Source organism: Leifsonia sp. Leaf336, from assembly GCF_001423695.1.
Classification (GTDB): Bacteria; Actinomycetota; Actinomycetes; order Actinomycetales; family Microbacteriaceae; genus Leifsonia.
Genome location: NZ_LMOZ01000002.1, coordinates 376,525 through 388,898, shown reverse-complemented (window position 1 = coordinate 388,898; position 12,374 = coordinate 376,525). Strand labels below are relative to the sequence as shown.

The 12,374-nt window shown below is 70.7% G+C and carries 9 protein-coding genes, 1 tRNA gene and 1 other RNA gene; 1 reads left to right on the top strand and 10 read right to left on the bottom strand.

The genetic code is table 11. The features are described from left to right. Positions 1–32 precede the first annotated feature (32 nt). The 7 genes from ASF88_RS10760 to ffs form a co-directional block, all read right to left on the bottom strand. Entirely contained in the window at positions 33–1,301 is a 1,269-nt protein-coding gene (locus ASF88_RS10760; RefSeq protein WP_235493407.1) for an acyl-CoA thioesterase/BAAT N-terminal domain-containing protein, read from the bottom strand. Then, entirely contained in the window at positions 1,298–2,623 is a 1,326-nt protein-coding gene (locus ASF88_RS10755; RefSeq protein WP_055917879.1) for an acyl-CoA thioesterase/BAAT N-terminal domain-containing protein, read from the bottom strand. Before ASF88_RS10755 ends, ASF88_RS10760 begins: the two co-directional genes overlap by 4 nt. Beyond that, positions 2,620–3,996 carry an acyl-CoA thioesterase/BAAT N-terminal domain-containing protein gene (locus ASF88_RS10750; protein ID WP_055917875.1) on the bottom strand — a complete coding sequence of 459 codons (1,377 nt, stop codon included), beginning with the start codon at positions 3,994–3,996 and terminating at the stop codon, positions 2,620–2,622. Before ASF88_RS10750 ends, ASF88_RS10755 begins: the two co-directional genes overlap by 4 nt. Positions 3,997–4,009: 13 nt before the next feature. Then, a complete protein-coding gene (locus ASF88_RS10745) occupies positions 4,010–5,203 on the bottom strand; it encodes an acetate/propionate family kinase (RefSeq protein WP_055917872.1) in 1,194 nt (397 codons plus the stop codon). Next, the gene (gene pta, locus ASF88_RS10740; RefSeq protein WP_055917869.1) at positions 5,200–7,338 is read right to left on the bottom strand and encodes a phosphate acetyltransferase; all 2,139 of its coding nucleotides are present in this window, start codon (positions 7,336–7,338) and stop codon (positions 5,200–5,202) included. Before pta ends, ASF88_RS10745 begins: the two co-directional genes overlap by 4 nt. A gap of 2 nt (positions 7,339–7,340) precedes the next feature. Beyond that, on the bottom strand, positions 7,341–8,771 hold the full coding sequence (locus ASF88_RS10735) for a DUF1254 domain-containing protein (protein ID WP_200935269.1): 1,431 nt from the start codon (positions 8,769–8,771) through the stop codon (positions 7,341–7,343). Positions 8,772–8,910: 139 nt separating this feature from the next. Further along, positions 8,911–9,007: signal recognition particle sRNA small type (gene ffs / locus ASF88_RS20080), an RNA gene on the bottom strand. 98 nt (positions 9,008–9,105) lie between these two features. Here ffs and ASF88_RS10730 point away from each other — a divergent pair. After that, a tRNA-Ser gene (locus ASF88_RS10730) sits at positions 9,106–9,193 on the top strand. 68 nt (positions 9,194–9,261) lie between these two features. Here the strand turns inward: ASF88_RS10730 and ASF88_RS10725 are convergent. The 3 genes from ASF88_RS10725 to ASF88_RS10710 all read right to left on the bottom strand — a co-directional run bounded on the left by ASF88_RS10725 (position 9,262) and on the right by ASF88_RS10710 (position 12,371). After that, positions 9,262–10,449: a site-specific integrase gene (locus ASF88_RS10725; protein ID WP_055917867.1), complete on the bottom strand. Its 1,188-nt coding sequence runs from the start codon at positions 10,447–10,449 to the stop codon at positions 9,262–9,264. Positions 10,450–11,616: 1,167 nt separating this feature from the next. Beyond that, entirely contained in the window at positions 11,617–11,967 is a 351-nt protein-coding gene (locus ASF88_RS10715; RefSeq protein WP_055917864.1) for a carboxymuconolactone decarboxylase family protein, read from the bottom strand. Continuing rightward, entirely contained in the window at positions 11,964–12,371 is a 408-nt protein-coding gene (locus ASF88_RS10710; protein WP_055917860.1) for a (R)-mandelonitrile lyase, read from the bottom strand. The genes ASF88_RS10715 and ASF88_RS10710 overlap by 4 nt, the downstream gene beginning before the upstream one ends. Between the last annotated feature and the right edge of the window lie 3 nt (positions 12,372–12,374).

Genomic DNA, 12,374 nt, shown 5'->3' with positions numbered 1-12,374 from the left:
CACATGCTACTTGCCGCCGCCGACAATCGGCCTCAGTGCCCCGGTACCGACGACGGAGCCGTGAGCGCGGCGAGGATGTCCGCCCACAGGGCCTCCCTGGCCCGCTCCGTCGGCTGCGCGGCGGACCCCGCCGGCAGCAGCAGCGGCGTGTAGGGCGGCAGGTAGAAAAGGTGCGTCGCGTCCGGCGCGCGCAGGTAGGCGTCGCCCTCGCGCTGCGGCCGCTTGGCCGCCGCGGCGTCGAGCCACGCGCAGCCGTTGGCGAGCTCTTCGTCGTGGCCGGCGCAGCCGAGCACGACCGGGCCGGGGATGCGCTGGAGGTCGAGCACGGCGGCGGGCGCGGGGTCGTGGGTGCCGGTCGTGCAGGGCACCCAGGCGCCGTCGACCGTCACCGTGGGGCTCGGCACCGGCGACGGGCAGACCAGGCCGGTCGTGCCTCCCGGCGCGATCGCCCCGTACACCGTGCCGGGATACGCCGCGGCCGCCCAGAGCGCGAGCTGCGCACCGCGGGAGGTGCCGAACGTGAACATCCGCTGGTCGTCGACGCCCGGCTGCGACCGCAGCCAGCTCAGTGCCGAGAGGAACCGCTCGGCCGGGAAGCTGCGCACCGGGTCGACCTGGCCGGCCGACCCGTAGGCCGACAGGTCGAGCGTCGGGAAGCCGAGCGCCGCGAGCGTCGCCCCGGCGAGCACGCCCGTCCGCGAGCCGGGGTCGGTGCCGTCGAAGACGATGACACCCGGCCGCACGCCCTCCGCCGAGCTCGTGGGCTGGAAGTAGTCGCCCGTGATCCCGTCGTCGAACACGGCACGCGCCGGCGCCGCCGCGGAGAGGCCGGTGCGCTGCACGCGCGTCTCCGCGACCGGGCGGCCTCCGACCGACGCCTGGAGGTCGACCGAGAACGACGAGCCGCCCCAGGTCACGTCCGAGGTCGCCGCCTCACCGGTGGTGCTGTGCAGAGTCCAGAACAGCCCCATCCCGTCCGCCCCGGTGAACGGGGCCTCCAGCGGGACGTCCCTGGCCAGGTCGACCACGCCGTCGGCCGGCACGGCGTACACCGCCTGCGAGGTCCACACCGCGCCGGGGCGCAGTACCGCGCGGATGGTGACCTGCTGGCCGGGAGGGAGGGCGACGACCCGGATGCCGACCGGCTGCCAGACAGGGGTGGGGTTCGCGCTGAGCTGGAAGCGCGGGCCCGCCGCACCGGTCTGAGAGCTGCAGCCGACGAGCGCGACCGCCGCGAGGGCGACACCGGCCAGCGCCGCGAGCACGCGGCGGCGCATCGTGCGGATCCGTGCTGTGTTCACGGCCCGATCGCCCCCTCCAGCAGTGCGGTCACCCGCGACCAGAATGACACGCGCGCGTCCTCCGTCGCCTGCGCGGTCTGCGGCGGCAGGTCGCTCAGCCCGATCGGGAGCATCGGCGGCGCGCTCAGCTCGTCCGCCGAACCGTCGGCGAAGAGCGTCTCGCCCGCAGCGCGCGGCCCGCGTGCCGCGGCGCCCGCGCTGGTCCAGTCGCAGGCGGACGGGAGCAGCTCGTCCGCGGTTCCGCAGGCGAGCAGGAGGGGCCCCGGGATGCGGCTGAGCGGAAGGATCGGGGTGTCGGCGAGCGTCCGGGACGGGTCGGCGCACGGGACCGGTCGCCCGTCGTCGAGCAGCGTCGGCGCGCCCGACGACGACGCGCAGAGTCCCGCGGTCGGGCCGCTGGCGGCGATGGCGCCGTAGACCGCTCCCGGCTCGTTCGCGGCGAACCAGAGCGCGATCGGAGCGGCGGGCCCCGTGCCGTAGACGACGATCCGGTCGGGGTCGACGCCCGCCCGGCGCGACAGCCAGGCGCGGGCGGCGTCGAAGGTCTGCACCGAGAGCGCCGCCGATCCGGGGAGCTGCCCCTCGGGTCCGAACGCCGGCAGCGTCAGCACCGGGAAGCCGATGGCCGCGATCCTCCGCGCGGCGAATGCGCCGGACGCCGCGTCGTCGTCGCCGTCGATCAGCAGCACTCCCGGACGCGGGTGGACGAGCGTCGGCAGCGGAGTGAACAGGGTCCCGACGCGCAGGCCCGGCCCGGTCGCGGGCGGGACGGCGTCGCCCGCCGCGGCGTCCCTGGTCAGATCGGCGACGCTCACGTCGCGTTCCACACTCTGCGACGCCAGCGGCGAGCGCTGCACCTCGGTCGTCGCGACCTGAACCCCCTGCTGCTGCGCGGTCAGCGCGATGCGCACGGGCCCCTCGGCCCAGGCGCGTTCCAGCTCGGCCTGGCTCACGGAGGGACCGCTCATGCTCCAGAACAGCGCAGCGGCGTCCGGGCGCACGTACGGCGCGGTGATCGGCTGCTGGGAGGCGGTGTCGACGATGCCGGTCGGCGGCACCGCGTACAGCGCCCGCGACCTCCACTCCCCCGCCAGGGTGGTCGCCGAAGCGGTGAGGACGACGTCCTGCCCCGGTCGCAAGCCGGTCACCGAGACGACGACCGGGTCGGCCGTGGCGTTGCCGAAGCGCGCAACGACGATCTGCGCGCCGCCGGCAGGGGCGGGCACGCAGCCGGAGAGCGCCGCCACTGCCGACAGCACGGCTGCCGCCGCGAGCACCACCGCCGCTCGCCTCCGTCTGTTCCAGGTCGGCCTCCGCGTCATGAGAGCACCGCCCGGAGCAGCTGCTGCCCCACCGCGTTCCAGAACGCGATGCGCGCGCCCTGCGTCGCCTGCGCGTCGACGCCGGTCGCGCCTGCCCCGGATGACCCGCCGTCGATCGGCAGCGCGATCGGGAGCCCCGGCGGAACCGCGACGGCGTGGGCCGCACGGGCTTCCGGGAGCAACTGGTCGCCGGCGCGCAGCGTGCGGGTGCGCGCGAGTGCCTGGAGGTCGTCGCAGGCGCGCGGGTACACCGCGTCGTCGCGGCCGCAGATCAGCACGACCGGGCCTGCGGCCTCCTGCAGCGAGGGAGGAGCGACCGCCGGCCCGGGTTCGCGCTCGCAGGGCAGCCCGACGCTCCCGGCGAAGACGGGTGACGCGCTCGACCCGGCCAGGCACAGCAACGATGACGCGCCGCCGCCGGCGAACAGTCCGTGCAGCTGCTTCGGGAAGGTCGTCGCGGCCCAGACCGCCAGCTGCTCGGACGCTCCCGTTCCGTAGACGAAGATGTGCCGCGGGTCGACGCCGACGCGGTGGTGCATCCACTCGAGCACCGCGGACACCGTGCCGCTGTCGATCACGGTCGAGACGTGCACGCCGTCGGGCGAGCCGACGGGGATGACGAACACCGACGCCCCGAACTGCGAGAGCACCGGAGCCGTGAACGCCGACGACGCCCCGGGCGACGGGTCGTCGAACATCAGCACGGCCGGCCCGGTCGGGCGCTCGATGGAGGCCGCGCTCCAGAAGGTGCCGATCGGCTCGTCCTCGTGCGTCTCGTGCGGTGGCGGCTGGCTGCCGACGCCGTCCGGGGCCAGGTCGTGCGTATAGACCGTGTCGGAGCGCGCGGCGGCGCCGAGGCCCTGGAGCCGGAACGTCCGGCGGGCGACGACGCGATCCCCGTCGGCCGCCGTGAGCGTCACGGGACTGGTGTCACGCATCCACTGCCGGGCGAGCTCCACCGGGCCGAGCGACGGGCCGCGCAGCGACCAGAACAGGCCGGCGGAGTCCGGCTGCGTGAACGGCGCGAGCTGCGGCCGGTCGTGCGCGAAGTCGATCGTGCCGTCACCGCCGACGTCGTAGGTGGCTCCCGACGTCCAGGTGCCGCGCGCCGAGGTGAGGGAGGCCGTGATCCGCAGCCGCGTCCCGGGCTGCGCCCCGACCAGTTGCAGCGGCACCGGCCACAGCACGGAGCTGAACCGGATCAGCGGCGGGGTGACGAACCTCGGCCCGGCAGGGCCCTCGACGGTCGCGCACCCGCTCAGCGCGGCGACCAGGGCGAGCCCCGCGACGACGGCCGCCGCGGCAGCGGTGCGCAGGGAGGCCACCCGGGTGGGCCGTCCGTCCCGCTCGGCTTCGTCGCCGCGCCGCCGCATGCCGCACCCGCCCTCAGCCCGCGCCGACCGCCTGCAGGGACTGGCGCGCGATCTCGAGCTCCTCGTCGGTGGGGACGACGAGCACGGTCACGCGGGAGTCGTCGGCGGAGATCCGTCTGGCCTCGCCCGACGCGGCGGCGTTGCGCTCGGGATCGAGCCGGATGCCCAGCACCTCCAGGCCTGCGCAGACCTCGGCGCGCAGCCTCCCGTCGTTCTCGCCGATGCCCGCGGTGAACGTCAGGACGTCGAGGCCGCCGAGCAGTGCGGTGTAGGCGCCGATGTAGTGCTTGAGCCGGTGCACGGTCGTGTCGAGAGCCAGCCGTGCTGCGGCATCCCCCGACTCCGCGGCGTGCCTGACGTCGCGCATGTCGCCGTGGCCGGAGAGCCCGAGCAGCCCGCTGCGCCGGTTGAGCAGTTCGTCGAGATCGTCGATCCCGAGGCCGGCGCGGCGCGCCAGGTGCACGAGCACCGCAGGGTCGAGGTCGCCGGAGCGGGTGCCCATCACGAGACCCTCCAGCGGCGTCATCCCCATGGAGGTGTCGACCGACCGGCCTCCATCGACCGCGCACGCCGACGCACCGTTGCCGAGGTGGAGGACGATCTGCTTCAGCTCGCCGAGCGGACGGCCGAGGAACTCCGCCGCCGCCTCGGACACGTACTTGTGCGAGGTGCCGTGGAAGCCGTAGCGGCGCACCCGGTGCTTGTCGGCGAGCGCCGCGTCGATCGCGTAGGTGTAGGCCTCCGGCGCGAGCGTCTGGTGGAAGGCGGTGTCGAAGACCGCGACGTGCTGCACGTCGGGGAAGGCCGCCTCCGCCGCGCGGATGCCCTGCAGGTTGGCGGGGTTGTGCAGGGGCGCGAGGTCGGAGAGGTCCTCGATGTTGATCTCGACCAGCGGGGTCACGATCGTCGGCTCGAAGAAGCGCTTGCCGCCGTGGACCACCCGGTGACCGACCGCGGCCAGCGGGTTCTCGTCGAGGCTCGGCCCCTCCGTCTCGAACGCGTCGAGCATCACCCGGAACGCCGCCGTGTGGTCCGGGATCGCGAGAGTGGTCTCCCAGCGTCCGCGCGGGCCGGTGTGCCGGATGTGCCCGGACGCCTCGCCGATCCGTTCGATCAGCCCGGAGGCCAGCGCCTCCTCGCTCCCGGCGTCGATCAGCTGGTACTTGAGCGACGACGAGCCGCTGTTGACCACCAGCACGGCGCTCATGAGAGCGCCGCCTGGATCGCCGTGATCGCGACGGTGTCGACGATGTCCTCGACGGTCGCGCCGCGCGAGAGGTCGTTGATCGGCTTGCGGAGGCCCTGCAGCACCGGGCCGATCGCGACCGCGCCCGCGCTCCGCTGCACCGCTTTGTAGGTGTTGTTGCCGGTGTTGAGGTCGGGGAAGATGAACACCGTCGCCCGGCCCGCGACCTCCGAGCCGGGCATCTTCGCGGCCCCGACAGCGGCGTCGGCGGCCGCGTCGTACTGGATCGGGCCGGCGACGGCGAGCTGCGGCTCACGCTCGCGGACCAGCTCGGTCGCTGTGCGCACCTTGTCGACGTCGGCCCCCGCGCCTGAGTCGCCGGTCGAGTACGACAGCATCGCCACGCGCGGCTCGATCCCGAACTGCTCGGCCGTGCGCGCGGACGACACCGCGATGTCGGCGAGCTGCTCGGAGGTCGGATCGGGGACGACCGCGCAGTCGCCGTAGACGAGCACCCGGTCGGCAAGCGCCATCAGGAACACGCTCGACACGACGGACACGCCCGGCCGCGTCTTGATGATCTCGAACGCGGGCCGGATGGTGTGGGCCGTCGTGTGCGCCGCCCCGGAGACCATGCCGTCGGCGAGACCGAGGTGCACCATCATCGTGCCGAAATAGGAGGCGTCGGTGACGGTGTCCGCGGCCTGGTCGACCGTGATCCCCTTATGGGCGCGCAGCTTCGCGTACTCGTTCGCGAAGCGCAGCCGCAGCACGTCGTCGAACGGACTGAGCACCTCCGCCCTGCTGAGGTCGAGGCCGAGCTCGATCGCGCGCGACCGCACCTCGAAGGGCTCGCCGAGGATCGTGAGCCGCGCGACCCCGCGCGACAGCAGCGTCGCCGCGGCGCGCAGGACCCGATCGTCTTCGCCCTCCGGCAGCACGATGTGCTTGTCGGCGGCGCGGGCGCGCTCGATGAGGTCGTACTCGAACATGAGCGGCGTGACCACCTGGTGCCGCGAGACGTCGAGCCGGGCGAGGAGCTCGTCGGCGTCGACGTGCCGCTCGAACAGGGCGAGCGCGGTGTCGTACTTGCGCTGCGAGTCCGCCGCGAAGCGCCCGCGCGCGCGGGTGATGCGCACGATCGTCTCGTAAGTGTCCAGGCCGGTCCGCACGATGGGAAGCGGCGAGCGCAACCCGGCCAGCAGCCGCTCGATCGGCTCGGGGAGGTCGAACCCGCCGTTCAGGACGATTCCGGAGATCGAGGGGAACGTGCCCGACGCGTTCGCCATCAGCACCGCGAGCAGCACTTCGGTGCGGTCCCCTGGCACCACCACGACCGAGCTCTCCACGAGGCGCGGGAGCACGTTGTTCATCGACATGCCCGCGACGACGACGCCGAGCGCCTCGCGCGCCAGCAGCGTCCCATCACCCGCGATCAGGGCGCCGCCTGTGGCCTCCATGATCGACCGGATGCTCGGCGCCACCAGGAAGGCGTCCTCCGGGATCGCCCAGACCGGCGGAAGGTCAGGACCCGAGGCGACGGCGGCGCCGGCCGCCCGCACGGCGGAGCCGACGGCCGTGACGATCGCGTCGAGGTGGTCGGCGTCCGCGCGGTTCGCGACGACGCCGACGACACCGGCGTGCTCCTGCCGCAGCTCGGCGAGCGCGAGTTCCGCGAGCTGGCGCATCTCCTCCGGCGAGCGCGGTTCGGCCTGGCCCAGTCGTTCGCCGAGCCCCTGGCCGATCCGGCCTCCCAGCACCAGCAGCACCGGAGCGCCGAGGTTGGCAGCGATGCGCGCGTTGTAGCCGAGCTCGGTGGGGCTGCTGACGTCGGTGTAGTCGGAGCCGAGGATCACGACGGCATCGCTGCGAGCTTCCACCTGACGGAAACGACGCACGATCTCGCCGAGAGCCGCGTCGGCGTCGGCGTGCACGTCGTCGTAGGTGACGCCGATCGCCTCCTCGTAGCTAATCTCGGCGGTCACCCGGTCGAGCAGCAGCTCCAGCACGTAGTCGCGTTCGACGGCCGAGCGGGCGATCGGCCGGAAGACGGCGACGCGTTCGACGGAGTGTCGGAGCGACTCGAGCACGCCGAGGGCGACGGTCGACTTGCCGGTGTGCCCCTCCGCGGAGGTGATGTAGAGCGAACGGGCCACGGTCAGCGGGTCTCCTCGTCGATCGGCGGTGTGTGGTCGTGGTTTTCGTAGTCTTGGTGGTCTGCGTCGGCCGCTGTCGCGACCCGCTCGATCGGCGAGAGCCGATAGCTGCCGTCGAGGACGGCCGGACCCGGCGCGTACAGCCGTAGCAGCGGCCGGAACGCGCCTCGCGGGGAGGGGAGCCAGTTGGCCGCGGCGGTCGCGTCGGCCGGGCGGTCGGCGCTCATCGTGATGGTCAGCCCGCCGTCGTCGTCGTAGACGATCCCGGGCGTGCGGTCGCCCAGCGAGTAGCGCCCGATCGGGTTGTCGACCAGGTAGTAGTGCGGGAGGTCGTACATCGTGATCGACCAGAACGCGCCCACGGGCGGGGTGGGGTTCAGGCGCAGGCGGTACTCGTGGTCGCCGGTGAGGGCCTCCCCGTCGGCGTCGACGTAGGTGGGGAAATACGCGGCCTCGTACCCGTGGTTGCCCCAGAGCCCGCCGAGGGCGGCCGCGGCGCGGTGCGCGTAGCGGGTGGTGGGGTCGGTGAGCTGCCAGGCGGGGCTGTCGAGGGCGCCCACCTCGAAGAAGTCGACGTTGTAGTCGAAGACGTGGAGGTTGGCCTGCCAGCCGTCGACCACGGGGATGGCCGTGTGCAGGGCCGACTCCAGGGCCTGCTTGCCGACGGCGTAGCCCTCCTCCAGCGCCTGGCGGACGTCGTCGGCGAGGTCCGCGATGGGTGTGGAGCCGGTGAGCCCGATCGAGTCGTAGCTCGCGAGCGCGAGCCGGTCGTGGTCCGCGGGCGGGAACTCCCGCGACCACACGCGCATCCGCTCGAAGAAGGTGAGCGCCTCGCTCGGCCCGGCCTCGACCTCCGGAACACCGGCGGGAGGGGCGAACGATTCGCGGGTCTGCGTCAGCGTCAGGGCGTCCTGGAGGGCGTGAACGGCGGGGAGGTCGTCCTCCCCCGCGACCGCCCAGCGGCCGACGATCGTGCCGATCCGAGTCGGGAACCGGATGACGGTCGCACCGTCGCCGGCCGCGTCGGCCTCCTCGCCCTCCCACTCCGGCGGGACAAGCAGGAACCGGCCGGCATCGGAATCGGTGGCACGCGTGCCGACGTAGGCGAAGTTCTCCGTCCATGCGTCGACGAACTGCAGCACGTAGTAGCGGTCGCCGACGGCGGGGACCTCGAGCAGCAGCGGCCCGACGCCCAGGTCGAGCTGCGCGATCGAGTAGACGGTGTCGTTGTTGACGGACACGAACTCGGTCTCAGGGCCGGCGAGCACCCGCGCGTGGCCGAACGCGTTGTACGGCGTCGGCGGCACGGCTCCGAGCCCCTCCCGCGTGAAGCGGTCGACCTGCTCGAGATCGAACACGAGCGGGAAGCCCACGACATACGCTTCCGACGCCAGCTCGGCGTTCCCCTGCTCCACGGAAACCTGGTCGGTCATTCGCGCACCTCGACTCGTCGGGAGTGTCATTCTACAAAGCGTAGAACAATCGGAAGGGTGTTGACAGCTGCTGTGCTGCCCACACTCTACGCGGGGCGTGTGGCCGGACCCTGAACGCGGACCAGCGGGCCCCAGACACGAAAAAGACCCCCCACGCACCCGCCAGAGCCCGGTTACCCTTGCTGCGTTTCCGCCCTGGGGGAGTTGGCCTGGATGGCGCCACGTGGGGAGCCGCGAAACAGTCTAGCGGCTCCGGCTGGGAGGCCGTGCACATGAGCGCCTCCGGCGTCCGCTAAGATATTGTGAGCCGTCGCCGCGAGGTGGTGGCAACCCAGGAGAATTCGCCTAGTGGCCTATGGCGCACGCTTGGAAAGCGTGTTGGGTGCAAGCCCTCGGGGGTTCGAATCCCCCATTCTCCGCCATTTTCTTCTTCCGGCTTCTGCCCCGCGATCCCAGTGGTTGCGCGGAAGTTCGGCACTCCAGGGTTCATTTAGTCGTCGCTGCGCCCACGCTGTGCCCACACTTTGCCCACATTTTTCTGACGGCCTCCGGCATCTAGGCGCATCGCAACCGCATCCAGGTCATCCTCGAAGAGGTCTGCATAGGTATCCAGCGTCATCGCTGCGGACTTGTGCCCGAGCATCCGTTGGACGGCTTTCACGTTCGCTCCTGAACTGACGGCGAGGCTCGCGGCGGTATGGCGGAGGTCGTGCGGTGTGAGCCGCTCGAGGCCTGCTTGGGCGAGAGCGGTCAGGAACCAGGAGCGCTTGTTGTTGCTGGCGCTGGGGCGCCTCAGGAAGCCGCCGAAGCGGTCGGCGAAGAGCAGATCGTCGGGCTCCTTCCCTTCGCACAGGCGCGCTAGGGGTTCGGCGAGAAATGGTGGGAACGGGACGGAACGCTTTTCCCAAGTCTTAGGGAGGCCCTCCACGACGTTCCCATTCACTTCAGTCGCGGTGCGATTGACTTGCAGTCGTCGCCGCAGCATCACGACGTCCCGCACGCGCAGCCCGGTTGCCTCGCCCCATCGAAGTCCGCAGTACGCCAAGACGATCAGAAGCGTCGCCTGCATGTCCGTCTCGGCCGCCTCGGCGAAGCGGATGACCTCCTCATGGCTCAGGTAGCGGCGGGTCTTGCTCGAGTGTTTGCGTGGAGTTCCGTCGGCCCCGCGTGCGACGTTCTTGGCGACACGACCATCTTTCAGGGCGACGTCGAGAATGCCGGCGAGCACGCCAAGTGCCCGCAGCACCACGGTCGCAGATCGTGGGCGTGACTCGTCCGCGGTCCAACGGACGCGTTGCGTCGAGACGGCCGAGCCTTCGCCGAGCTCGCGGATCCACTGCTCAACGGTACTGGGCCGGATCGAGCCGACGGCAGTAGCCGACCAACGCGGTTCCACATAGACGCGCCACGAGGTCTCGACGGAGTGGAAGCTGGAGGGCTTCATCGCCTGGCGTTTGTTGGCGAGCCAGTCGACGGCGAGTTCGCCGACGGTGATGCGCGACGCGCGTGGATCGACGTACGAACCCGCAGCTTTGGATACCTCGACGTTGGCTAGGAACAGCTCAGCGTCACGTTTTGTCGTGAAGCCGCGTTTGTCGGTCTGTCGATGGTCCGGTGTGCGGTAGCGCACACGCCAGCGACGGCCGCCGCCGGTTTCATAGGGCGTGACGGTTCCCATCTCAACCTCCTTGCTCGGCGCCTCAGCCGCTTACGTCAACGACTACCCTTCACTTACACGTTGTGCTTTACGCGTCGATTTGACGCGCACCATCGATTCACCCGACCCGGCATCTCTCCATCTACCCCGACCAAGGAGGATCGCGCGTTGAGAGGCCGTGTCAAGGGCGCTGCGCGTCGCTTCGCGATGCAGCGGAGCTGCACCCTTGACTCGGCGTCTCAACGCGCCAGGCTGCTCCGTGCGGGGTGGAGGAAAAGTCATCGGGACCGCCCCTGTGTTTTGGAAGCGCGCATGCTGAGCGCTTGTCGACTCAGCCCGGCGGCCGCTGCGATGGAGTTCCAATTAGATCCCAGTTGCCTCAACTGGAAGATCAGTTCGTCCCGATCGGTCAGGAGAGCATCCTCTTCTCGTCGCAGACGGTCTAGGTCTTGGCCAAGATGATGCAGTCGTCGAAGCGCATCTGTCCGCGTGCGCGATTGGGATTCCGACGCTCGTCGCTGCTCTGCTTCGAGGTTGTGGACGACTTGGAGTTGGCGCTCTTCAGCACGTCGAGCAGCCGCCACGTCGTGCTCCTGCCGCTGCCGCGCGTAGGACGCCACTCGCCGTTCAACCCTGCCGAAACTCCCCCGTTTGGCCATGCAACTGGGTTTACACGAGACCCCCGACATTCCGGCGATTTTTAGGCTCACTCAAAAGAGTGCCTACGTGCATTGGCTTTCCACCTTTGGGCCCTCTCGCTGCTCCATCTGTATTTCGGGCGCTTGATCGGATCCTCGCTCTTTGATCCTCCCCTGGGCTTGTTGCTCGGCTGCCCCGGCTTCTCTTCGTCGTCACTTTGGTGGTCGCGGCATCTCGCGACCACGGGCATCAATTGCCGCCCCGAGCGAGTCTCTGGTGAACGTGAACGAAGACGTTCGACACCGACTCGGTGAGGCGTTAGTTTTTGGCGGCGAGGCAGGCATAGTCGATCGCATGCGCCGACTGTTGCGGTTGGGTGCCTTGACCCGGCATTTTCGCGGGAGGGTCTTAGGGGAACATCGCTTCCGCGACCCAGCGGTCCCGGCAGGTCTCCGTTCGAATAGCGTCCGCGAAGCCGCAAATGGACCGGCTAGTGACCCGTCGTAATCAGCCCAGTTGAGGGCGGTGGGGAGTGGATGACCGGAATCGTCACTCAGACTCGCCCGGGTCCGCCCCGAAATGCTCTTTGGCGATGGTCATGGCAGACATGGCCTTGGGCCAGCCGGCGTAGAAGGCGAGATGCGTGATGACTTCGATCAGTTCCTGCTCAGTCACACCGTTCTCCCGTGCGAACGGGAGGTGAAAGTGCAGCTGCTCGACGTTGCCGCCCACCAGCAGGGCGGAGACGGTGATCAGGCTGCGGTCGCGTTTCGACAGTTCGGGCCGCTCCCACACCTCATCGAACAGCACCTTGTCGGTGTAGTGGACGAGCCCGGGCGCGAAGTCGCCGAACGCGCGCTGCCCGCCGGTCCAGCCGGCCGAAGCGTTCGTGTCGCTCATGCGTTACCTCCCTCGTATTCGGTGTCGGTGATGTGCTCTTTCCAGTCGGTGGTGTCGGCCGCGTCGTCGGCGGACTCGAGGAACGCGATGTGCTCCATGAAGGAGTTCGGTGCCGCCGCGTGCCAGTGGTCCTGGCCGGGCGGGGTGTAGAGCGTCTGACCGGGATGCACTTCGATGACGTTGCCGTCGCGATCGCCGAAGCGCGCAACGCCCGCCGTGACGTGCAGGTACTGGCCGCGTGCGTGAGAGTGCCAGGCGGTGCGGGCGCCGGGGGCGAAGCGCACACGGGCGGCGGTCATGCGCTGGTCGCCTTCGTGCGGCGCGACGATCGGGTCGACCCAGACGTCCCCGGCGAACTGTTCCGGAGAGTTCTTGATCGTGGGCTTCTCGGGTTCGATGTTCATGAT